16 protein-coding genes and 1 riboswitch are annotated in these 23,288 nt (G+C 42.3%); of the genes, 8 read left to right on the forward strand and 8 right to left on the reverse strand.

Annotated elements, in window-relative coordinates:
* Positions 1 to 136: 136 nt before the first annotated feature.
* The 3 genes from L7A31_RS11140 to L7A31_RS11150 all read left to right on the forward strand — a co-directional run bounded on the left by L7A31_RS11140 (position 137) and on the right by L7A31_RS11150 (position 4,243).
* Positions 137 to 2,446, forward strand: coding sequence for a methyl-accepting chemotaxis protein (locus L7A31_RS11140; RefSeq protein ID WP_237361587.1), 2,310 nt, complete (start codon positions 137 to 139; stop codon positions 2,444 to 2,446).
* A gap of 210 nt (positions 2,447 to 2,656) precedes the next feature.
* Complete coding sequence (locus L7A31_RS11145; protein ID WP_237361588.1) at positions 2,657 to 3,424, forward strand: substrate-binding periplasmic protein; 768 nt, start codon at positions 2,657 to 2,659, stop codon at positions 3,422 to 3,424.
* An 84-nt stretch (positions 3,425 to 3,508) separates the two neighbouring features.
* Positions 3,509 to 4,243, forward strand: a complete 735-nt coding sequence (locus tag L7A31_RS11150) for a hypothetical protein (protein WP_237361589.1) — start codon at positions 3,509 to 3,511, stop codon at positions 4,241 to 4,243.
* 64 nt (positions 4,244 to 4,307) lie between these two features.
* Here L7A31_RS11150 and L7A31_RS11155 read toward each other — a convergent pair whose 3' ends face one another.
* From L7A31_RS11155 to L7A31_RS11170, 4 genes are all read right to left on the reverse strand, one after another.
* Positions 4,308 to 4,988, reverse strand: coding sequence for a DNA-3-methyladenine glycosylase I (locus L7A31_RS11155; RefSeq protein ID WP_237361590.1), 681 nt, complete (start codon positions 4,986 to 4,988; stop codon positions 4,308 to 4,310).
* A 16-nt stretch (positions 4,989 to 5,004) separates the two neighbouring features.
* Positions 5,005 to 7,830 carry an Hsp70 family protein gene (locus tag L7A31_RS11160; protein WP_237361591.1) on the reverse strand — a complete coding sequence of 942 codons (2,826 nt, stop codon included), beginning with the start codon at positions 7,828 to 7,830 and terminating at the stop codon, positions 5,005 to 5,007.
* An 88-nt stretch (positions 7,831 to 7,918) separates the two neighbouring features.
* Positions 7,919 to 9,832, reverse strand: a complete 1,914-nt coding sequence (locus L7A31_RS11165) for an Hsp70 family protein (RefSeq protein ID WP_237361592.1) — start codon at positions 9,830 to 9,832, stop codon at positions 7,919 to 7,921.
* Positions 9,832 to 10,464 carry a DUF2760 domain-containing protein gene (locus L7A31_RS11170; RefSeq protein WP_237361593.1) on the reverse strand — a complete coding sequence of 211 codons (633 nt, stop codon included), beginning with the start codon at positions 10,462 to 10,464 and terminating at the stop codon, positions 9,832 to 9,834. The genes L7A31_RS11165 and L7A31_RS11170 overlap by 1 nt, the downstream gene beginning before the upstream one ends.
* Positions 10,465 to 10,782: 318 nt before the next feature.
* On the opposite strand from L7A31_RS11170, the gene L7A31_RS11175 reads away from it, so the two are divergent.
* Positions 10,783 to 11,313: a 3'-5' exonuclease gene (locus L7A31_RS11175; RefSeq protein ID WP_237361594.1), complete on the forward strand. Its 531-nt coding sequence runs from the start codon at positions 10,783 to 10,785 to the stop codon at positions 11,311 to 11,313.
* A 4-nt stretch (positions 11,314 to 11,317) separates the two neighbouring features.
* Here L7A31_RS11175 and L7A31_RS11180 read toward each other — a convergent pair whose 3' ends face one another.
* Together L7A31_RS11180 and L7A31_RS11185 are read right to left on the reverse strand one after the other, a co-directional pair.
* Entirely contained in the window at positions 11,318 to 11,761 is a 444-nt protein-coding gene (locus L7A31_RS11180) for a tellurite resistance TerB family protein (protein ID WP_237361595.1), read from the reverse strand.
* Positions 11,762 to 11,973: 212 nt separating this feature from the next.
* On the reverse strand, positions 11,974 to 13,881 hold the full coding sequence (locus L7A31_RS11185; RefSeq protein ID WP_237363551.1) for an alkaline phosphatase D family protein: 1,908 nt from the start codon (positions 13,879 to 13,881) through the stop codon (positions 11,974 to 11,976).
* A gap of 469 nt (positions 13,882 to 14,350) precedes the next feature.
* On the opposite strand from L7A31_RS11185, the gene L7A31_RS11190 reads away from it, so the two are divergent.
* The 4 genes from L7A31_RS11190 to L7A31_RS11205 all read left to right on the forward strand — a co-directional run bounded on the left by L7A31_RS11190 (position 14,351) and on the right by L7A31_RS11205 (position 20,155).
* Positions 14,351 to 14,590, forward strand: a complete 240-nt coding sequence (locus tag L7A31_RS11190) for a hypothetical protein (protein WP_237361596.1) — start codon at positions 14,351 to 14,353, stop codon at positions 14,588 to 14,590.
* A 118-nt stretch (positions 14,591 to 14,708) separates the two neighbouring features.
* Entirely contained in the window at positions 14,709 to 15,503 is a 795-nt protein-coding gene (locus tag L7A31_RS11195; RefSeq protein WP_237361597.1) for a class I SAM-dependent methyltransferase, read from the forward strand.
* A 140-nt stretch (positions 15,504 to 15,643) separates the two neighbouring features.
* Positions 15,644 to 19,528, forward strand: coding sequence for an ATP-dependent RNA helicase HrpA (gene hrpA, locus L7A31_RS11200; RefSeq protein WP_237363552.1), 3,885 nt, complete (start codon positions 15,644 to 15,646; stop codon positions 19,526 to 19,528).
* A 123-nt stretch (positions 19,529 to 19,651) separates the two neighbouring features.
* Positions 19,652 to 20,155 (forward strand): porin, encoded by a 504-nt coding sequence (locus L7A31_RS11205; RefSeq protein WP_237361598.1) that lies wholly within the window; start codon positions 19,652 to 19,654, stop codon positions 20,153 to 20,155.
* A gap of 76 nt (positions 20,156 to 20,231) precedes the next feature.
* Here L7A31_RS11205 and L7A31_RS11210 read toward each other — a convergent pair whose 3' ends face one another.
* Both L7A31_RS11210 and ribB read right to left on the reverse strand, forming a co-directional pair.
* Entirely contained in the window at positions 20,232 to 22,142 is a 1,911-nt protein-coding gene (locus tag L7A31_RS11210; RefSeq protein WP_237361599.1) for a fructose-specific PTS transporter subunit EIIC, read from the reverse strand.
* 244 nt (positions 22,143 to 22,386) lie between these two features.
* Complete coding sequence (gene ribB, locus L7A31_RS11215; protein ID WP_237361600.1) at positions 22,387 to 23,043, reverse strand: 3,4-dihydroxy-2-butanone-4-phosphate synthase; 657 nt, start codon at positions 23,041 to 23,043, stop codon at positions 22,387 to 22,389.
* A 93-nt stretch (positions 23,044 to 23,136) separates the two neighbouring features.
* A riboswitch (FMN riboswitch) is annotated at positions 23,137 to 23,279 on the reverse strand.
* Positions 23,280 to 23,288: the final 9 nt, after the last annotated feature.

Below are 23,288 nucleotides of genomic sequence, written 5' to 3' on the forward strand. Positions count from 1 at the left end.
AGAGCTTTTGCACTAATATTTTTATTATTAGCAATGATTTGTGTTACCTATATCAATTTTTAATATAAGAATAGCAAGTCGTCAGTTAAAGCCCACTTTCAGTTGCTAAGGTATTTCTGTATTCAAGGGAATGAATATGAAGATTGCATCAAAAATTATTGTATCAACAACTGTACTTTGCGTAGCTGGTTTGGTCTTAGCTGGGGTCTTTATTGGTTGGAAAGTCGCGAATTCGTCAGAAACTGCACTTTATGAACGTACAAAGAACCAACTTATCTCGGTTCGAGAAATAAAGTCGGGAGAGATAGAACGGTATTTTAATCAAATTCGTTTACAGTTGGAGACACTAGCCGATGATGTTGCAATCCAAAATGCAATGGCGGAATTTCAGCAAGCTTTTTCTTCGTATTCGGCGAATGTGTCGGCTAGTGACAAGAGAAAACTAGAGGAGTATTACACAAGTCAATTTGGAGGTACTTATGAGAAAGCTAATAATGGTCAGTCTTCCAACTCTATGCGAAGGTTTCAGCAATTAACCGACAAAGCACAAACATTACAGACACGTTATATCGCTCTTAACCCCAACCCGTTAGGCGAGAAGCACCTTTTGATGTCTGATACTTTAAATACGCCTTATGACATCATCCATAAGCAATACCACCCATTTATCAAGCACTTTCTAGAGTCTTTTGGATACTACGATATTTTTCTAGTCGACTTAGAAGGCAATATTGTTTATTCAGTTTTTAAAGAGCTAGACTACGCTACGAACCTGAGAAGTGGCCCTTATCAAGGCAGCGGTATCTCGAAAGCTTTCCTTGCCGCTGAAAATAAAAGTGAAGGCCAGTTTCACCTAGAAGATTTCGCGCCGTATTATCCTTCTTATGAGGCCGCTGCTTCATTCATCGCAACGCCTATTTTTCGCCAAGGAAAGAAGGTTGGCGTTCTTATCTTCCAGATGCCAGTTGATGAAATTAACTCGATAATGACGTTTAACGAGAATTGGAAAAACGTTGGCTTAGGAGAGAGTGGTGAATCCTACCTTGTGGGGCAAGATGGCGTATTGCGTAGCCAATCTAGATTCCTGATAGAAGCGCCTGAAGATTATTACAAAGCATTACAGTCTGCTGGTGTTGACTCAAATTTAATTCAGCAAATCTCTAATAAAGGCTCAGCGATTGGTCGTCAACCAGTTGATACTATTGCTTCTAGAAAAGCGCTTAAAGGAGAAGAAGGCTTTCTTGTGACACCAGACTATAGAGAAGTCGATGTGTATTCAGCGTACGGCCCAGTGAATGTTGCAGGCTTAACTTGGGCAATTCTGACCGAAGTTGATGTTTCTGAAGCGACAGCAGATACCAAAGCGCTCATTAATACTGTTTTTAATACGATTGTAATCATTGTTCTTATTGTCATTATTCTTTGCGTTGTATTTTCTTATCTAGTCGGCAGCAGTATTTCTAAACCAATTGCTGCGGCTTCGGAAAGGGTGAAGAGAATCAGCAGCAATAACGATTTGACTGAACGTTTAGAAGAAACAGGACGAGATGAAATGACTGAACTGTCCGTTTCACTAAACACATTGTTTGCTCAGCTGCAAAACGTCTTTAAGCAGTTTTCCTCAACCTCTAGTACTTTGCGCCATGACGCGAAAACTATGTCTAGAAGCATGGAAGAAACAAGGGCATCAATTTTAGATCAAAATAGCAGAACGGATTCGGTTGCTACGGCGATTACCCAAATGAGCGCTTCAATAGCAGAAGTCGCACAGTTTGCGAATAAAGCAGCTGAGCATGTGTCTGGAGCAAGTAAGTCGGGAACGGAAGGGGTGAGTATTGGGCAAACTCTCGGTCATGAAATGGGGCAACTAAACGAAGAAATGGCCACATCTGTTGAGGCGATTGAAAGGTTGCACAATGAGACAAACTCAATTGCTGAAGTTCTCGATGTAATACAAGGCATTGCTGAACAAACCAACCTTCTTGCGCTCAATGCGGCCATCGAGGCAGCACGTGCAGGTGAGCAAGGTCGTGGCTTTGCAGTCGTTGCAGATGAAGTCCGCTCTTTGGCCGGTAGAACTCAGGCTTCGACCGAAGAAATAAGGCAAAAAATAGAAGCCCTTCAAAAAGAGACGAATAGTGTTTCTAGCGGAATCGAAAATGCCAATGTTACCGTTCAAAAAGGGGTAGAAACCTGTACAAGAAACACAGATATGCTTAGCGAAATAATGTCGATGCTTGCCGAAATCAATGATATGAATACGCAAGTGGCGGCAGCTACCGATGAGCAGACTTCAGTGACTGAGGAAATCAACGGTAGTGTTACTTCGATTGTCGATTCAACATCCTCTGTACGAATTCAGGTAGAAGACGCTGACAAAATGCTCAAAGACTTGTTTAACCAAGCAAATGAACTCACAGAAGAGATTAGTCGATTTAAGTATTAGCTAACAGAATTTTACTGATTTAAGAGCACCACTCAACACAAAGCCCTTGGCATTTATGCCAAGGGCTTTATATATAAATTAGATGGTAATTAGGATGTTAGACTAAAGTAGAGTGAATGCGTTACAGGCAAAATAGACAATAAAAGCTATTGTTTATAGTGGCTTTGCACTAATTTTTGATAACTCGGTTAACAACGGATGTTCTGATTTATGAAAATACGTACTTTACTCTGCTTAGTATTCAATTTCATTCTAGTGTCTAGCTCATTCGCAGCCTACGCTCAAAATGAGTTGAAAATAATGACTGAAGATTGGCCTCCTCTGAACTATCGACAAGGGAGTACAGCGTCAGGCCCAGCAGTGGATATTGTCAGATCGATTCAAAAGAAATTGGATTCTCGCTCAAATATTGCCATTTTGCCGTGGAAAAGGGCATATGAAGATATCTTGGTTAAGCCCAATACAATGCTCTTCTCCATGGTACGCACAAGAGAACGAGAACATTTGTTTAAGTGGGTAGGCCCAGTTGCTGAGAAAAAGTACGCTTTTTATGCCAAAAAAGGTGCTGGTATCCATCTGAATAACATAGATGAGATTCGTCGATATAGTATTGGGGTTCAAAATGGAGGAGCGACACAAGAGTACCTGAGGAAAAACGGGTTTACTAAAGTTGAAGCCATTACAAAGGTTAGACAGAATTTGAATAAGCTTCTAAATGGCAGAATTATGCTGTGGTATGAAAGTAGCGAAACTGTACATGATGTATTGAAAAACGAAAATTTACCGGCAGACTCGATTTATCAAGCGTACGTGGTTGATAGCAGCTATTTATATTTAGCGTTCCATAAGCAAACACCTGATAGAACAATTGAGCTTTGGCAAAGGGCTTACCAAGACCTATATGATAGTGGTGTCGCTAAAAGTATTTATCAAAAATATAATGGACTACACCTTATCCCTTCATCATTGAATAGATAAAGCTCTCACTTTTTGTCATTTGATACTTTATGTTGTTATTTTGTCTACACTAAATATATCTCTATATGGATGTGGGGGACATAAATGAAAAGAGCGGCTTTTCTTGCAGCACTATCACTGAGTTTTTCTTTATCTGCGCAAGCTGATGATGTTTGCCAAGATGAAATCACGATGCTCTATCATGAGAGAATTCCCTATGTAATGAAATATAGAAATTCAATAGAAGGAGTGACCGGTACGCCAGCAGTTCAAGCATTTGAAAATGCCGGAATTCAAGTTGATTGGCAAGAGACGCCAGTTAAACGTCAGCTGATACATATCAGGAACAATACTGGATGCACGTGCTCTGTTGGTTGGTTTAAAAACAAAGAAAGAGAAGTATTTGCACGTTACAGCAAACCTATCTATCAAGATAAGCCACAAGTTGCCATTACGTCATCCAAAGACAAACAGCTAGAGCCCGGTAAAACTTTAGAACATACATTGAAAAATGAAAAGCTAACGCTGCTGGTGAAAGATGGTTATTCGTATGGCAAATATATTGATGAAAAAGTGCAGCAAGTTAAACCAAATACCTACACCGTTTCCTATGAGAACATAAAAATGTTGTCTCTAATTTATCACCAAAGGTACGACTACTTTTTCATAGCACCTGAAGAAGTCGACCCTTTGGTAGAGGCATCATCGTTTACGTCAAATGATTTTAAAGTGGTTAACTTTTCGGACATGCCAGCGGGAGAAAAACGCTATATTCTCTGTAGTATGAAAGTCCCTCAAAGTACGATGAATAGATTGAACTCATATATTCCAGACATTTAGACGCAGTTGATTGTCTGAATATCCTGTTGCTGTTCACCTATGAGGAGCGCAGGGAACAGTACTGTTAAGTGCGATTGTCTCCAACGCTATAGGCGATAGTTTGGCTGATTTCCGTATAGCTTCGAGAGGATTCGTCTTGCCAAATGTTGAAAGCTTCTTGGGCTGCTTTTAATGCCCTCTGAGTGGCTTTCCCTCCATCGACAATATTGTGGTTGCGCAAGTAACTCTCCACATCACCTGAAAGGATAAAAGTATCTACACCCATTTGGCGTAGTGTATATGGACCAGTGTTGCCGCCCAAGCGAGCTCCATGTTTTTTAAGGTATTGCCATAAACCAGTGACGTCATCCTTTGGCCAGTTTGCGACAAATTGAGAAAATGAACCATATTGCAGGTTGACTTCATGAATCATGCGCGCGTTTTGAGCGATACTCATCACTTTAGTATGATGGCGAATAATCCGAGCATCGCTGGCCTTCTCGTCCCATTTTTCTTGGGGTAGTAGCAGTAAAGGCTCTATACGAAACTGAAAAAAAAGCTCTTCAAAATTAGGCCATTTGTTACGAACTACTTGCCAAGATATACCACTTTGAAATACTTTTTGGGAAAATGCAGACAACCATCTGTCATCTGGGATTTCGGCCAGTGCGTCAAAGCTTATTGGCTTTGACAGCATTGATTCCAGGTTCGCTTCTCCGCCTTTTCTTTCTGCTGCACGCTGGTAAATCTGTTCAAACTTTTCCATAGTTCGTTCCTTAAAATTATTGCAATAACCTTAGCCCACTCGGTAAAGCTTCACCAAAGACGCGTTTCGATTCAGCCTCTGAAAGTTCTTTGACTTCTGTGACTAAGTCCAGCCAAGAGTTTGGCATCTTACTTTGCTGTAATTTATCTAATAACTTCTCTCGGTACTCGTCGGAAATATCTATGGTTCTATCACCAGTTTTACGGCACATCAAGACAGCGGCAAAACCAATGATAGGTTCATCTTGCCAGTTTTGATCGAGTAGCTTGGGCAGCCATTGATGAATCTGGTCTTTATCAATCACATTATGCTGGCTTTCATAGAGTGGCGTGCGAGCTGCCAAACGGCCAAGTGCCCACCAGTGCGCCTGATTAAACTGCTTTTGGTTAAGCGCTTTAGACAAAAACCAAGATGATAATAGCACTTTGTCGTCAACGTGAAGCCTCTCCATCGATGCGGCTAAACGCACCATAGCCTCGTAGCCCTTGCTCTGTACATCTTTGGCATTTTTAGCGTTCTTCATGGCTCCAGGGTGCAAGTATTTAGCGATATCAGCCAGAATAGTTTCTTGCTGCTCTTGTGATAAGCCACCAGAAACTCTGCGCCAAAATACCCACCAGTCTGTCCAACTTTGGTGATCTTCAAATTGAATCCCTTGTTGGAACAATGGCCAAATGTGTTCTATACGCCACGAATCTGTGGCGTCACCAAAGCCCGGCCTCAATGTATATCCAGCAAGTCTCAGCCAGTTTTTTTCATGTGATTCAGAACGGCGGCGACGCTTTTTCCCTTGAATCACGGTGTCGAATAGCTGTCTTAAAGTATAAAAATCCCAGACTTCTCGTTTGCCTAAACGTTTTTCCAAATCGCGGTTTAGGGCTTTTATCGCTTTGCTGTCACTTGCTTTTTTGTTACCACTATAAAGGTTCTGGATGATCTCTTTACACTCTTTTAGGCGTGGGTGTTCAGAATGTTCTAAATCGTCTTCTTGATTGCTCTGCTTCCTAACTTCGAATTCCAGTGACCAACGATTTGAATCATTGTTAACGTCTACACATTCAACCTTTAGCGTACCGACCTCAGTCAACTGAGAAGCTAAGATGACTTCCACTCGATGTTTTTCATTGGCAGCTAAGGCTAACTCGGTTTCACTCTCTAAGGTAGATATGTAGGGAGGAAGCGCATTGAATTGCTCTGTATTGACGTCGACCACTAAACCATTTTTTACTGAGACCGACAAAGTTGAATTGTTCTCGCCGATTTCTTCGTGAGTTGAAGTTAGCAGATTAAAGCGAACTGGTTCGCCAAGCGTTAGTGCAAACCTGCGGCCTGTTAAGCGGATTTCTTGTCCTTCTTCTGTGCCTTTCGCGAGTAAACACAGTGCTTTACTCTTCTTGTTTTTTTCTTGTAGGTGAAGAAAATACGAACGCGCAGCACCGCCACCAATTTTGATTAGAGCGCCATGTCTGGCTTTACCATACGCCACTGCACCCAAAGCCACAGACCAATCAGGGTGAGGGTTCTGCAAAACACAAATGCTTGAGTCTCGCCAACCAGAGAGAAGGTTCGTCATTCTCTTTGTTACTAGCTCGCTATTAAATACGCCACCGTTAAAGATCACCCCAACAGGTAGTGCCGGCCTAGACTCGTCACTTTTTTCAAGAGCACTGCGGCATACTGTTTGATGATTAGTCAGAAACTCCGCGATATGTTTACTAATAGCGGCATCGGCAACATAGGGTAGGCCAAATTCAACTACTGCACTTCTACGCTTGTTAGGAAGTTCATCAAATTCAGTTAGAGGGAAAAAGCCTTCAAGCGCAATATCATGAACTTCTTGTTTACTTAAAAGGGCACTTTTAGCACCTCCAATAAGCTTTGAACCTCCACCAAGCATAGTGATTTTTGCTTCATTTGGAGCTGTTGGCGACAGCAGTGATTCCTTGGCTCGTCTAGTTTGTTGAATAAGTTTAGACAAATTGGCGGCAGTTAGCTTTTTGCTTGCACTTAGTCGTTGTTCTGCTAGGTGAGCAAGAGCTAAATCTATGTTGTCCCCACCAAGCATTAGGTGTTCGCCGACGCCAATACGTTTGAGCTCTAAGTCATCGCCATTAATATTGGCGTGAATTAAGCTAAGATCGGTGGTTCCCCCACCAACATCACAAACCAATACCAGTGGAATTCCGGCTAGTTTCTCATTTGCATTGCTTTTATGCCTATCATACCAGTCATAAAATACTGCTTGAGGTTCTTCGAGTAGCAAAATGTCATGTAAGCCTGCGAGTTGTGCCGCTTCTAGAGTTAATTTCCTAGCCGTTTCATCAAAAGATGCTGGAATGGTTACAACAACTTGCTGTTGATCCATTTTGTCATTTGGGAAGTGATAGTCCCACGATTGTTTTACATGGTTCAAGTAGCTTGCGCTTGCTATTAAAGGCGAGACTTTTTCAACCTTTTCACCACCCGTCCAAGGCAAGATTTCAGCTTTTCTGTCAGCATTAGGGTGTGAAAGCCAGCTTTTCGCGCTGGAAACTTGCCTTCCTTCAACCTTGGCACCTAGTTCTCTTGCCCATTCGCCAACGATCACTGTATCCAGATCACCATCTACTAGTTGTGTTTGCCATGGCAAAGTTAAGTCAGAGGGACTCACTTGATTTGGGGTTGGGTGATAGCGAAATGAAGGCAGAAGAGGTTTACGTACAACTTCTCCCGGACCAATTAGCTGGTCTATTTCGAATATTTTAGTCTCGGAATTATTCAAATCATCTTGAATCTCACTATAAGCGACAACGGTGTTGGTTGTACCTAAGTCTATACCGACGAGATAGCGGGAAGATGCCATGTAAACCTCTAAAAAATCACTAGGCTTGGTTAGATTAAGTGAAACAAAAAAGCCGTGTACTTTGAAGTACACGGCTTTAAGCGTTGATTTATACGTGCTCTGGAGTTTGTTGATCTGCAGAGTCTTCACGTACGTCAAATTCAACATGCCATTTTTGGCCATTGTCCGTCGCGATGGCCTCGAGTTGCAAAGTACCTAATTCAGTCACTCGTGAAGCCAGTGTTACTGGAACAATCTCACCCGTGCTGCGCCCTTCAGAAACGGGAAGGCTCAGTTGAATTTCTGGTAGTTCTTCCAGCTCTCCTTCACGCCAATGGTCGAGGTGTGTACCGGCTTCATCTTCTCTACGCGTAGTTGAACCATAAAACTGGAAGTGGACCGGTTGGCCGATAACCAAACCAAATTCTTGGCTAGGTACATCAGCATTTGAGCCTTCTTCCATGCCAAATGGTGCGACACAGATAGCTTCGAGCGGCGGCGCCATTCCCGGGATAGCGGGCATAGAGCTTTCAATTCCAACATAGTAGCTAGAAGCAATACCGCCGCGAATACGGATACCTTGACCTCGACGCACAGAACCATAGTAAGAAGCACCACGAGAAACGGCTAAGTCTAGGTCTAGTCCGGTTAAACGTTTTGCAAATTCAGCTTCTGCATCATTTAGCCAAGTATTGATGGTTTCAAATAAGCGGCTGGCGAGTAGATCAGATTTCAAAACGCCGCCATTAAACAATACCGCGGTAGGTTTAATGAAGTCTACGGTTTGTTCTTGTCCCGGCATGCCAGGCATATTTGCGAAAGGGTTATGCTCTTCGGCTGGTGCGTGGCTATTCGCGCTTGCTTGCTTGGATAGAAAAGCAGCAATGTGTCGTGTAATACCTGCATCTTGAGCATAAGGGAGGCCCATTTGGGTAAGTGCACCGCGGTTTTTTTGTATTGGATGCTCGCCAATTCCGACAAGAGGGAAGAACCCATCAACTAACGTTTGCTGAACTTCTTGCTGGGTCAATTCGGTTTTTAGTGTCGAGCCTAGCATTTTCGAGCCACGGCTTGGTACGACAATTGGCACAGACTCTAATTCTGGATCGTTTAGTAGAGCTTCTTTTGCATCTCGGCAAGCTTGAGTAATCGCTTGGATTTGCCAAGGAGCGAGATCCTTGCCATCTTGAGCCAATTTCATTTTTAAACGGTAAGCAAGTGCAAGGTCCATATTGTCGCCACCGAGAAGAATGTGTTCACCTACGGCAATACGGTTTAGCTCTAGGTTGCCATCATCTTCAGTAACTTCAACTAAAGATAAGTCGGTTGTACCTCCACCGATATCAACAACCAATACGATATCTCCAGCACTCACTTGATCGCGCCAAGAATCGTTGTTGTTATCAATCCAGCTATACAGAGCGGCTTGAGGCTCTTCCAACAAGGTTAAATGCTGAAGCCCAAGGTTTCTTGCAGCTTCAACAGTTAGATCTCGCGCAGCTGGATCAAATGAAGCAGGTACAGTAACAATGACTTCTTGTTCGCACAGCGGGTTTTCTGGATGCTCTTTATTCCATGCATCTCGCATGTGCTCTAGGTAGAGCTCTGATGCTTTTAGAGGAGAGACTTTTTCGACTTCCTCCGGGCTACCGTTTGGTAGGAATGCTTCACGGCGGTTAACACCACCATGGCACAGCCAAGACTTCGCGCTTGCTACCAAACGCATTGGCGTTTTGCTGCCAAGGTTACGTGCAATTGCCCCAACTAAAGCATTTGGTTCGTCTGTCCAAGGCAAAACACGGGAAGACGTATCCATTTCGTGTTCATGTGGTTGGTACAAGAACGAGCCTAACTGACTTTTAGTTTCAACCGTTCCCGGTGAAGTGAGCTGAGGGATTTCCATCAGCTCTACACTAGGCTCTTCTTGAGAGTTATCTGTGTACGAAATGACACAGTGAGTTGTACCTAAATCGATACCGACGCTATATCTAGGCAGATGCTCTGCTTGGGTAACATTATCCATTACAGTTCAACCTCCGCTGGTGCAATTACTGAAGCATTGTAATTTTCAGAGACTTTCGGCAGTTTGATTTCGTCAGCTTTCCAGCCCTTGTGAACCAGAATACCTTTGAATGGTGCACTACCCGTAACGTTGCCCGTCAATCGCACTTCTTGTGGGTTGAAGCCTTCAGCAACAACAATTTGTGATTCTTCATCTTCAGCACGAACAGGTGAGAGTGATAGGTATTCCTTCAGTACTTTCTGTCCGCCACTATGGATAACACGTGCAGCTGCACCAACTTCTTCATCAGAGAAAGCAGATACATCTTCATGAAGGAAATCTACGAGGCGAGCTTCATTTTGAAACAAAGAAAGCAGCTGTAGTGCAGAGTCAGTAGGATTTTTTGCAAGTTTTGATTCAACTTCAACGATTTTCTCGACTACTTTTTCAACCTCAACAACTTTTTCAACTTCGACTAATTTCTCGACAGGCTTTTCAACTTCGACAATTTTTTCTACGGGTTTCTCAACCACTTTTTCCACGACCTTCGCTTTTCGGAAAATTACCATTAGCAAAAGCAAAACAACAACCGCAGCCAAGATGGCGTGAAGCATGTCGAATGTAGTTGGAAATAGATTTAAATCAACAGTCATTTTGAATTCTCTCAGGGGATTGTGTGTCGGGTTTTAGAAGAGCTAGCACCACAGACTTCAATAGATTACTAATGCCGGATACTACCATAGAAAAAGCAAGGATCTTGATGAAAAATGACATTACTCGTTCATTTATATAGATGGTTGGCTAAAATGTGTTCAGATTGTTGTTTTGTTGACACAAAAGAAAGTAAAAAGTGTCGTTAAATGCTGTGATTGCTGCTGACTTTCCGTTGAAACTGGGGCTTCGAGTTTTTTCACAACTGATGTAGAATTGCCGCCAAACGCAGAGTTAAGTTTGAAATTTTTAGGTAAGTAATGAACCACAACCGAATAGTTTGTTTGGATTTAGAGATGTGCTGTTGGAACCAAGACGGTGTCGGCACTACAGGGGAAATCATCGAGGTTGGTCTGGCAGAGGTTGATGTACTGAAAGGCGAAATTGTCAAACGGGCTCAATACTACGTTAAGCCTGAAACTGATGAAGTATCGCTGTTTTGTAGTGAACTCACAGGAATTACGCCTAGAAAAATAGAGAAGCAAGGTAGACCACTTGAAGCTGTCATTCAGTCAATGATTAAAAACTTTGGTGGCGCGAACAAAATATACGCTTCATGGGGTAGGGATGATCTGATTCTGCAAAAGGAATGTGAGCAAAAAGGAATTGCTATGCCTTTTAAAGAGTTTATAAACTTAGCAACACTATATCGTGTGCAAAATAGGGTTAAAGATAAGCGTGTAGGTCATCGAGAAGCGCAAGAAAAAGCAGGAATAGACTGGGAAGGGCGCCAACATTCCGGATATGTGGACGCCTATAATTTGGCTAAGCTGGCCTTAACTATGCTCTAAGGCTTTATTTTTCAATCACTGCAAGTTTCGCACGGATGAATTCACTGTGGTCGACATATAATAACTCGGCCACTTTGCGTACAACAGCTTCTTCCATTGGGTCGATATTGCCATCCGCGTTTGCAACTTCCCACATTGCTTTAATCAATTCAAAACGAGCATCTTGAGACAGTTCTCTTAGCTGGGAAGTAAAATCATACAGAGATGCTGATTTTTTAACTTTCTCTTCTGCTTCTACAATAAGGTTTTGGCTTTCTTCATCGCTTACTCCTAGTAAACGAGTTAAGAGAGCTGACTTTGTTTTCGGTTCGATTGCGGAAGTATGGTGATCAGCGTCTGCCACCTCGCATAGCAGTGAAGCCATTGCGAGACTTGGGTTGTTTCCTTGCTGTTGATAGTTCGTTCCTTCGATAAGTTGTTTGAATACATTGGTAATTGTATTGAACATAAAAGTGACACCTATCAGAAACTATTGCCTCAGTATACCCAAACTTATGATTCACTTCACATCCTACCTTTAGATGAGGCCAGAGAACGAAATCATAACCTGAAAGCTTGAAGATGCTGTCAGCAACGTTGGGTTCATTGAATCATAAGTATAGAACATCAAAGATTAATGGAATATTAACAGATAACTGTGCTTTTCTACGAGGCATGTTGCTAACTACGCTCAGGAAATCTGACTGTTTTACCTTCTCCAGTCAGCAGCTGTACACTTACGGGCTTGCCTTTTTCATCAAGCTTTAACTCCCCAATTGCGCTTTGATTGATGAGACGACGAAACCCAGCAGTATCAGGATCGCGTTTCTTTATTAACAGACGTTTTCGCTTTGTAAACAAGTTGAGAAAAGAATAGGGAGAATAAAGTAGCCGATCGAGAGTATCACAAACTTTTAGTAATGGTTCTGGGAATTGATTTTTTAAACCACTGCAGGTGATCTGGAAAATATTCGGACTACTTTTGCTATGTCGAAGTTTAATGTCATAAGCAAACGAGTAGTGGACGTCACCAGATAATATAACGAAATTGGTTGGCGTTTTCGTGTGAGTGAAGATGCTCAGTAACGTGTTTGCCGAGCCCGGGTGTGCCATCCAGTTTTCTGCATCGATTAATAATGGTTGACCTGCCCATGTCATAATACGTTGTAACGTTTCTATAAACTTGACGCCAAACATTGGCGCAGCAGAAACAATGACCACCTTACTTTCATGAAGGAGCTCTTGCTGTAGCTCAACTAGTGCTTCCCAGTCCATAAGCCCGGACGGTTTGTTCATTTTTGATTCTGACCGCCAGCGCCGTGTGCGTGTATCTAAAACCACAACCTTAGGCAATGTGGGTATTGTATAGTGCCAGCTTTCAAACTTGTTTAAATGCTGAATAAACGCATTTTGGTTGGTTGTTGAAGGTGATGTGAAGTAGGTTTTCGCCAAATGAACAAAATGGTCATCAAAGTTGTTAGGCTCATTCCCCCAGCCTTGGCAGAGCCAATAGCTGATTAGTCCATTTCCTATTACCCTTTGAGATAGCTTGTTTTCACTCACTGCTTTCTCCCAGCCAACTGTTAAGTTCCAATCATCGGTGACATCATGATCATCAAAAATCATGTAGGTTGGAATATGCGCCATGAGCCTGCGGCTATGTGCTAACCCTGAAATGAAACTTTCTAAATGTTCTTTTTCTGATGCCCACTTTTCTAGCCCTTGCTTTACTTGGTTCGATGCTTGGTTGGTATCAATTTCTAGTGAATTTAAATTGACCCGTGACCAAAGCTCTGGCGACCAAACCAGCAAATACATGGCAAAAAACTCTGAAAATGAAATTAAATGGTTAACACAATTTTGCGAGGTGAAAATTGGTTTCGGTGTATTAGAAATAATACGTCTTAACAGCCCATTATGACTTTGGGTGGTAGGTAAAATTGAGTATCGGCCGTAAATTGTGTCCGGGTGTCTATATAACTCATCGCTATTGTTAATAGGAGCTTGCTCGAATTCTTCTTTCGGCAACCCGAGTATATCGATAACTTGATGGATTGCACAAAGCAAAGGCCCAGTTACATGGTCTGCATATATTTGATCGCCACTCATGATGAGCATATCTGGACGGTTTTCGAATGAAAGCTGAGCGACTTTTTGATCTGCTGCTATAAGCGCATCTTTTGCGTAGTGATTTGGGTTTCTGCAGGAACCGTGCAAGATATAGTCGGCTTTATTGGTGATTTGAAATTCTAGAGCGTCTTCGTTGTCATAAAGTAGTTCGGGAGCAACAGCAGATAGACTACCTGACTGAGTGACAATATCGTACCTCAATGCCGTATTGGTGGGGAAATCACCGCGAGCTTGGATCAAGCTGACCCAAGCGCTGTCACCTACTTGAAATTGTTGGTATTGTGCAAGATTTTCTTGAAGAACAATTTCTTTTGATTCGTTATGTGTCACCTCAAAGCGACCAGAGAGTTGTTGGCTTGTAACGAGCCAGATTATAATATCTTGGCTGGTCGTCTTACGTAGAATGGGGCCGGCTAATATTACTGGTAGCGACTGGTACTGCTGTTCACTCAAAGATATATCCTTTCTTTCATTTGCTCCAATAGATTAGATAAACGCTAACTTTATCCAATAAACACGATTTTAAACCAGTAAAAGAAATTTCTCTCGGTTGATAGCATAGGTTTTAAGTATTTTACCTAAATTTACAAATGCTTGGGAAGTTGGAGTGATGTGAGTGTTAGAGTTGTTATTCAAATTTACTGCTCTACCCAAAAAGGACAATTTAAGTCACCATTTGTTTGACGGTGCGTCGAGAGAACATGTATAGCTTGGTGTTATAGCATATGTGTCGATGTTATATTGTTTCAATTGATTGAGGCTTTTAACATTGAATTCAATACGATAAAGTTAAGATTTTTTGTTTCCAATACGAAACTTAGTGATGTTAACTCAGTTTTATGCAAAAAGCTGATATGCAAATTTGATTTCACGCCTGCACGTATTAGTATTTCACATAATAAATATTACAAAAACGTGTGTTGGCAAAATGAAACTACAAGATAGTTACCTACCTATTCTCTCTGCACAAATTCAATGTATTAATGAGCAACTTGACGGAGTAAAAAACGAACGCCTTTCTCTTATTCCCACTGCTGTCGATTACCGAATCGAAAAAATAGCAAGGGAAATCGAACGCCCACAGCCTGCGGCCATACTATTTCAAGGCCAAGGAGATGCTTGTCATGTATTTCTAAATGGCTATCAATCTTTCTTTTTCACGGAGTGATTGGGTCACGATTAGAAGAGGCGTACAAAAAAAGTAAACAAAGTGACGGGCTCTACTTAAAAACTATCTAAGTAACTGATATAACGTGCTTGGCTATTTAAACAAGGCAGGTTATCAAGTGAACTACGATAAAGAGTATGATGTTAACGGCATCGTCCAGTTTGACGCAGCAACGGAACTACTAAAACTTATTCCAACTAATGCTAAGCGTGTGCTTGACGTTGGTTGTGGTTCCGGTCGCGTGACTAGCAGGATTCAAGATTACACTAGCGCTGAAAAGTTACTGGCGATCGATCAATCTCAGCAGATGATCCATGAAGCAAGCCTTGCATATTCGCATACCTCTATAAGCTTCACACATTGTCCGATAGAAAGTTTTAATGACGGTTTTCAAGAAAATGGGACTGCGGGTTTTGATTTAGTTACTTCGAACTCTTCGTTTCAGTGGTTTAGAGACCATACACTAGCACTAAAAAATATTCGCAATTCATTATCTGATAAAGGAAGATTTGTTGTTCAAACACCATGTCGGGAAAACTGGTGTCCGACAATTGTGAATATGATCGAACGATTTTTCTCTGAATGCCATCCAGAACTGAAACCGTATCACCATTTTCCGTGTATGCATTTGGAAGACGTTGAGTCATACCAACAATTATTCGAAGAAAATGGCTTCGAAGTCACTGATATTTACATGAAAGAGTTTCAGTACAATTTATCGCCGAGTGATTTTGTTCGTGTGTTCAAATCGGGCGCTTATAAAGTTTATAGCTATCAAGAGTGGTTCACTACAGAGTTACCTAAAAGATATTCGACCGACTTACTTACCTATGTTGAGAGGTTTGCGAAAAGCCAAGATCAAATATCAATTACGATGCCAAGGGTGTTTGCTTCTATGGTCAAAGCGTTCTAAATCAGAAAGCGAATAATGTGCTTGGCTTATGGTACAATTCGCGCAGTTTTTTGTAGTTAACAATTGGATAAAGCGTGACATCCTCTCAATCAGACAATAATCGCCCGTCTTCTTCAAAGCCAGTCAAGAAAAACAATGATATGGCTTCTCTTCGTAGTGCGCTAAATGAATGTATGCTCCGCGACCGCTTTCGTTTGAGTAAACGGATTCAAGGCGCTAGCAAGATTAAAAAGCCTGAAGCAAAAGCAGCAGTTTTTGATGAAATCGCGTTAGACATAGCTAAATCGATCTCTGAGGCTGAAACTAGAGGTGCGACGAAACATTTCATTGATTACCCGGCAATATTACCAGTCAGCCAAAAGAAACAGGATATTGCTGACGCTATCAGCAACAATCAAGTTGTGATCATTGCAGGTGAAACCGGCTCGGGTAAAACGACTCAGATCCCTAAGATTTGCGTTGAACTGGGACGTGGGAAATACGGCTTAATTGGCCATACTCAGCCCCGGCGCTTAGCGGCTCGATCGGTTGCTAATCGTATTGCAGAAGAAATGAAATGTTCACTTGGTAGTTCGGTTGGTTACAAAGTACGTTTTAACGATCAGGTTTCTGAGTCCACACAAGTCAAATTAATGACAGATGGCATACTGTTAGCGGAGATCCAACACGATAGATACTTAAATCAGTATGATACGATTATTATCGATGAGGCTCATGAGCGTAGTTTAAATATTGATTTTATTCTAGGTTATCTAAAAGAGCTGATGCCAAGAAGACCAGATCTAAAAATCATCATAACCTCGGCAACCATTGACCCAGAGCGCTTTTCTAAACACTTCAAAAATGCGCCCATTATTGAGGTTTCTGGGCGAACTTATCCAGTTGAAACTCGATATAAACCTCTCAAAGGTGAAGATGATTCCGATCGTGATCAATTGGAAGGAATTTTTGACGCTGTTGACGAGTTATGTGATGAAGGGCTAGGCGACATCCTGATTTTCATGAACGGAGAGCGTGAGATTCGAGATACAGCAGATGCACTGTCAAAACGAAACTTGAGAGATACAGAGATAGTACCTCTATACGCTAGGCTATCTGCGGGTGAGCAAAATAAAATATTTCAGCCTCACTCAGGGCGTCGTATCGTTCTTGCTACAAACGTTGCCGAAACCTCATTGACAGTACCGGGAATCAAATATGTTATTGACCCGGGGACAGCGCGAATTAGCCGCTATAGTTACCGAACTAAAGTTCAGCGATTACCGATAGAGCCTATCTCTCAAGCCAGTGCGAATCAGCGTAAAGGTCGTTGTGGTCGTGTAGAGGAGGGGATCTGTATCCGCCTCTATTCCGAGGAGGACTTTGAATCTAGGCCAGAATTTACCGATCCTGAAATACTCAGAACTAACTTAGCATCTGTTATTTTACAGATGACGTCGATTGGTTTGGGAGATATCCAAGCGTTCCCGTTTGTTGAAGCTCCTGACAACAAAAACATCCAAGATGGTGTGCGTCTACTGGAAGAGCTAGGGGCTATTTCTGCAACGAAAGGCTCTGATACAAAGAGTAAATCTCAACATAAGTTAACTTCTACGGGGCGCCAGCTTGCTCGCTTACCGATAGATCCGCGATTAGCTAGAATGGTCATTGAAGCGCCAAAATATGGCTGCTTAAAAGAAATCATGGTCATCACTTCAGCACTTTCTATACAAGATCCAAGAGAGAGGCCTTCAGATAAGCAGCAGTCATCGGACGACAAACATCGTCGCTTTTTCCACGAAGACTCGGATTTTATGACCTTTGTTAACTTGTGGAATTACTTGCAGAAACAACAGAAAGAGTTGTCTGGAAACCAATTCCGTAAGCAATGTAAACAAGAGTATTTGAACTACCTACGAGTGCGTGAGTGGCAAGATGTGTACTTTCAAATACATCAGGTTGTCCGCGAACTCAATTTCAAAATGAACGATGAAGCAGGGAGCTACGACGGCATTCATTGCTCGTTACTGGTTGGCCTTTTATCTCATATTGGCCTAAAAGATCAGGAAAAAAATCACTACCTTGGGGCTAGAAATGCGCGATTCCATATTTTTCCAGCCTCTGGATTGTTTAAAAAACAACCTAAGTGGGTGATGTCGGCAGAGCTTGTCGAGACATCGAAGTTGTGGGGACGAATTATTGCTAAGATTCAACCAGAGTGGGTTGAGCCTTTGGCAAAGCATTTAATCAAGCGAAGTCATAGTGAGCCACACTGGTCTAAAAAGCGTGCTGCAGTCATGGCTTATGAAAAAGTGATGCTCTATGGGATCCCGATTGTTGCTAAGAGATTGGTTAACTATGGCAACATTGATGCTGCGACCAGCCGCGAAATATTTTTACGCAGTGCGTTAGTAGAAGGGGAGTGGGAAACGAAACACTCTTTTTTCAAACAAAACCGTAAGTTGCTACAAGAAGTCGAAGAGTTGGAGCATAAGTCTCGTCGTAGAGACATATTGGTCGATGATGAAGAGTTGTTCCAGTTTTACGATCAACGTGTTAGCACAGAAGTAGTATCAGGGCGTCATTTTGATACTTGGTGGAAAAAAGCCAGTAAAGAGAACAAGGAGCTGCTGAACTTTGAAAAAGAAATGCTTTTCAAAGGCGATGCAAGCCACGTTACAGAGCTAGATTATCCAAATTTCTGGCACCAAAATGGTCTCAAACTAAAGCTTAGCTATCAGTTTGAGCCGGGTGATGACAGTGACGGCGTCACGGTTCATATTCCATTGCCAATTTTAAACCAAGTAGAACCCGCAGGCTTTGATTGGCAGATCCCCGGTTTACGTCATGAATTGGTAGTCTGTTTAATTAAATCGTTGCCGAAGCCTGTGCGAAAAAACTTTGTACCAGCGCCAAATTATGCCGATGCTTTTATTGCGAAAGCTACTCCTCTTGAGGCTCCGCTGTTAGATAGCTTAGAAAAAGAGTTGCGTCGTATGACGGGGGTTGAAGTCATGCGAGAGGACTGGAACTTTGAGCAAGTACCAGAGCATCTAAAAGTAACATTTAGAGCTGTTGACCATCGCAATAGAAAGCTTAAAGAGAACAAGGATCTATTTGAGTTAAAAGAAAGCTTGAAAGACAAAGTTCAAGAAACATTGTCAAAAGTTGCCGATGACGATATAGAGCAAAAAGGTTTGAGTACATGGAGTTTTGGCGAGCTACCTAAAGTTTATACTCAGAAACGTGGTGGATATGACGTAAAAGCTTACCCAGCGATCGTAGATGGAAAAGATAGCGTGGAAGTTAAGCTTTTTGAGACTGAGCATGAGCAGCTTTTAGAAATGAAAGCTGGTCAAAGAAGGTTGATTCTACTTAACGTTCCATCGCCGATTAAATACCTGCATGCTAACTTGCCGAACAAATCTAAGCTCGGCCTGTACTTTAACCCATATGGTAAAGTGCTTGATCTTATTGATGATTGTATTGCTTGTGGTATCGACAAGCTGATAGAGGAAAAAGGCGGCCTCGTTTGGTTACCGGAAGAGTTCGAACAACTAAAAGAGCATGTTAGAGCAGAGCTGAATGAGACGGTCGTCGACATTGCAAAGCAGGTTGAAACGGTCCTTACCACAGCTTTTCAGATAAACAAAAAGTTGAAAGGGAAAATCGACTTTACCATGGCGTTTGCGCTTTCTGACATAAAAGCGCAAATAGAAGGGCTGATATTTAAAGGGTTTGCAACTCAATCTGGCTGGAGAAAACTTCCTGATATTCTTCGCTATTTGAAAGCTGTTGAGAAAAGGATGGAGAAGCTGCCGATTGATCCGAATAAAGATCGCTTACATATGCTCAAGATTGAAGCTGTGGCAAACGATTACCGCGAGCTACAAAATAAAATTCCTAAAGGAGTCGCGGTTCCTGAAAATGTCAAAGCGATTCGATGGATGTTGGAAGAACTGAGAGTGAGTTACTTTGCTCAACAGCTGGGTACGCCATATCCAATATCGGATAAACGGATCAAAATCGCAATTGAAGAGTGTTAACCCAATAACAACCCTCAAAAGGCATAATATTTGCTTGCTTGACTAGTAGCACTAAATTTTGACGGAAGACGGCAATCACGAATAACCAAAACGTATTGCCCAAAAAATACTAGAGGGTTAATTATGAAAAAAACACTTCTTGCATTAGCGTTGCTTGGGTGTTCAGCGACAGCGTCAGCAGAGTCATTAATATATGGTGGGGTCGATGTCGGTTCTTCCGATTTAGGTGGTGACAGTTCTACATCGTACGGTGTTCATGTTGGTACCAGCTTGAGTATGATCCCATTTCTGGGTTTGGAAGCGGGTTACCAAGACTTTGGTAAGTTCGATAGCTCTAACTATGACAATACCTCTGGCGAGTTGAAGGCAAACACTAAATATATTGCTCTTCGTCCTAGCTTAGAGTTAGGGCCACTGCAAGTTTATGCTAAGGCTGGATTGCATGACTATGAAATTGAAGCGACGAGTGGCAGTTACAATCAAAGCGAAGTCGATGGTTTTTATGGAATTGGGGCGAAATATTCCATTATGGGTCCATTGACTGTTGGGGCGAGTTACAACAACTTCAACTTCAAAAATGCCGATATGAAGTCTTATAACGTCAGCTTGTCTTTCCATTTCTTATAGACTTTAAGTGATAAAACGCAAAAACCGCACACCGATTTGATATTGGAGTGCGGTTTTTTATTGGCTTCTACGTTGACTAGCTAGTTGCCAGTACAGGTGTTGATTCAGTGTTTTCTAGCTTAGAAAGAATCAAACTTTCAGCATTGTGCATTGCCTCTTTGGTACCTACATCAATGCTTGGTAGGTGAGCAAATCGTTCTTTGTCTTTGATGGCGACATCATGGGCAAAGATAACAAATTGCGCGCCAGCAACATCGGCCTTACTAATCTTATTGTTGGTTCCATTGGCACCTTGTGTTTCTACCTTTATTTTAACGCCCAGTTGATAAGCTGCTTTTTCAAGGCATTTAGCGGCTAAGAAAGTATGTGCTACGCCGGAAGGACATGCTGTAATCGCAAGCACTTGCGCTTCTCCTTCGCCGACATATGAGTCAAACTCAGCTTCATTTACTGTTAGATCATCATCTTCTTCTACATTCTTTTTAAGTAACGCTACGATAATAGCGGTTGTTAGAGAGCCCGCAATCGTACCAATGATGTAACCCATTTTTCCGTCGACAACGGGTAGCACGATCCAGCCACCCCATGGAGCGTGGTTGATAACGTTAAACATGAATCCAGTGACGTTACCAACTATGCCACCAGCAACAATCGAAGGAATGACTCGGATTGGATCGGCAGCGGCGAAAGGTATTGCTCCTTCAGTAATACCAATCATGCCCATGATACCTGCTGCTTTGCCTGCTTCTTTCTCAAACTTTTTGAACTTTTTAGGGAAGAGAATCGTTGCTAAGAACATTCCGAGAGGAGGTGTACAAATTGCAATCCCAACACCACCCATAAGCCAAGGTTGAGTGTTAACCTGAGTTTGGGCAAACAAGGTGGCGACTTTGTTGATAGGTCCACCCATATCAAACGCAGTCATTGCACCAAGAATGGTACCTAGCATGATTTTACCTGCTCCAGCCATGCTGGCTAACCAGTGGTTTAGCCCAGACATCATTAGAGCTATAGGTTGGCCAAATACCCACATCACCGCTGCACAAACGATAAAAGTACCGACAAGTGGATAGATAAAAATGGAACCGAGAGATGTCATGGTGTCAGGCAGCTTGATTCTCTTTAGCTGAGAGACGACGAAGCCTGCAAAGAAGCCAACAATAATAGCCCCTAGGAAACCCGTGTGGTAGTTCTGTACAGCAATCCATGATCCGATCATGCCTGGAGCTAAGCCCGGTTTGTCTGCAATCGAGTAGGATATGTAACCGCCAAGTACTGCGGTAAATAAGGTTAAGCCAGCAATACCCATGGTTGCGATGTCTTTTAACATTCCGCTATCTGGTACCGCCCCTTTACCTGAAATCATGACTGAAAGTGATAATAAAACACCACCAGCGACGATAAATGGAATCATATGCGACGTTCCGTAGAGTAGGTGCTCTTTAGTACGGCTCACTCTTGCTTTGAAATCGCTGGTTTTTTGTGGCTGCTGTTCAATATGTTCAGGCTTTTTATCCTTATGTTGAGTATGTTCGACTTTGTTTGTAGTCAGCAACTGTAGGGCTTCTGCTTGTGTTTTGGCAGCTTTGAGTTCGTCGATAAAACCATCTTCAACAAGCTTACTGGATATTTGTGCTAAGACTTCAATGTGATGGTTATCTTCACCATTTGGAGATGCAAGCATAAAGAAAACACTAGAGGGTTCACCGTCTTCCGCTCCGTATTCAATTCCGTGTCGACTAATTCCTACAGCGACCGCAGGTTGCGCAACATACTCACTTTTTGCATGGGGGATAGCGATACCATCTTCGAAGCCAGTATTACCAATTTCTTCTCTTTCCCAGACATCTTGTAGATATTTGTTTTTATCTGAGAGCTTACCTGCTTGATACAAGATATCAGCCATTTCATTCAGCACTTCGCTTTTTGTTTTGGCCGCTAGGTCTAAGCAGATCAAATCTTTGTTTATTAGAGATTGGATTTCCATGATTCACTCACGTATTGGAATAATTGGGCACATTATTCATAGTGGTGATGTAAATAAAAACTAGAGGAGAGAAGCATTTACTGGAGTATTGTATCACTTAAGGCTTTTTGTGATTTAGACCAACCAGCAATGACATCTTTTTAGAATTATAGTAATAAAACTATCAATTTATAAAGGGGGTGAAACATTGATGACTATTGAACAAATAGCCCTTATTGACGTAAAACGATAAGGGCCGAGAGTCTTACGCTAGTTTTAAGTTTACAGTTTGTCGATATTGAACAATGTCTTCGATAGTGAGAACTGGCATTTTGTGTAGTTTGGCAAACTCTACCACCTCAGGTGTTTTTGCCATGCTGCCATCTGGGTTAGTCAACTCGCAAAGTATTCCTGCAGGTTGCAACCCTGCCATTTGCATAAGGTCAATGGTACCTTCTGTATGGCCGCGACGAGATAAAACACCTCCAGTTCGGGCACGCAATGGGAATACATGCCCAGGGTGAGCAAGGTCTTCTGGGCGAGCTTGCTCATTAATTGCAGTTTTAATGGTCGTTACTCTGTCCTTTGCCGACACGCCAGTTGTAACTCCAGTTCTAGCCTCAATCGATACGGTGAAAGCCGTTTGATTAGCGCTAGTGTTGTTGGACACCATAGGTGGGAGTTTCAGCTTATGTGCTTGCTGATCAGTTAAGCACAAGCAAACAATGCCGCTACACTCTCGAATCATAAGTGCCATTTGCTCATCGGTAATATACTCGGCTGAATAAATAAGATCGCCTTCGTTTTCTCGATTTTCGTCATCAAGTAACAAGACACCGTGGCCTTGCTTGATTGCCTGAAGTGCATTTTCGACGCGAGTGATGGGATCGCCGAATATTGAAAGTAGAGATATCTGATTCATGGTTTTTCCTTGGTGACCAGAATCAGGGCATTAATATGAGGGACAATACGCACGAAAAAACACACTAAGTGCCAATAAGGCTACTTAGTGTGTCTCTATTCTCTCTCATCCGGACTATAACCGTCGGCTCTGGTTTTTCACCAGATCTGCTGACCTCGACAATAATCGAGCGCTCGCGGGCTCATCATTACTGACATACCGCCGGTGGGGAATTTCGCCCCGCCCTGAGAATTTTAAAACAATAT

This window comes from Vibrio marisflavi CECT 7928, from assembly GCF_921294215.1.
In the GTDB taxonomy this organism is placed as follows: Bacteria; Pseudomonadota; Gammaproteobacteria; order Enterobacterales; family Vibrionaceae; genus Vibrio; species Vibrio marisflavi.

Bases quoted from the DNA above. Each gene is read 5' to 3' on its own strand.
- hrpA (WP_237363552.1), top strand. From the start codon at position 15,644: ATGGCTTCTCTTCGTAGTGCGCTAAATGAATGTATGCTCCGCGACCGC.
- L7A31_RS11155 (WP_237361590.1), bottom strand. From the start codon at position 4,988: ATGGAAAAGTTTGAACAGATTTACCAGCGTGCAGCAGAAAGAAAAGGC.
- L7A31_RS11145 (WP_237361588.1), top strand. From the start codon at position 2,657: ATGAAAATACGTACTTTACTCTGCTTAGTATTCAATTTCATTCTAGTG.
- L7A31_RS11160 (WP_237361591.1), bottom strand. From the start codon at position 7,830: ATGGCATCTTCCCGCTATCTCGTCGGTATAGACTTAGGTACAACCAAC.
- L7A31_RS11210 (WP_237361599.1), bottom strand. From the start codon at position 22,142: ATGGAAATCCAATCTCTAATAAACAAAGATTTGATCTGCTTAGACCTA.
- L7A31_RS11180 (WP_237361595.1), bottom strand. From the start codon at position 11,761: ATGTTCAATACAATTACCAATGTATTCAAACAACTTATCGAAGGAACG.
- ribB (WP_237361600.1), bottom strand. From the start codon at position 23,043: ATGAATCAGATATCTCTACTTTCAATATTCGGCGATCCCATCACTCGC.
- L7A31_RS11205 (WP_237361598.1), top strand. From the start codon at position 19,652: ATGAAAAAAACACTTCTTGCATTAGCGTTGCTTGGGTGTTCAGCGACA.
- L7A31_RS11190 (WP_237361596.1), top strand. From the start codon at position 14,351: ATGAAACTACAAGATAGTTACCTACCTATTCTCTCTGCACAAATTCAA.
- L7A31_RS11170 (WP_237361593.1), bottom strand. From the start codon at position 10,464: ATGACTGTTGATTTAAATCTATTTCCAACTACATTCGACATGCTTCAC.
- L7A31_RS11140 (WP_237361587.1), top strand. From the start codon at position 137: ATGAAGATTGCATCAAAAATTATTGTATCAACAACTGTACTTTGCGTA.
- L7A31_RS11165 (WP_237361592.1), bottom strand. From the start codon at position 9,832: ATGGATAATGTTACCCAAGCAGAGCATCTGCCTAGATATAGCGTCGGT.
- L7A31_RS11150 (WP_237361589.1), top strand. From the start codon at position 3,509: ATGAAAAGAGCGGCTTTTCTTGCAGCACTATCACTGAGTTTTTCTTTA.
- L7A31_RS11175 (WP_237361594.1), top strand. From the start codon at position 10,783: ATGAACCACAACCGAATAGTTTGTTTGGATTTAGAGATGTGCTGTTGG.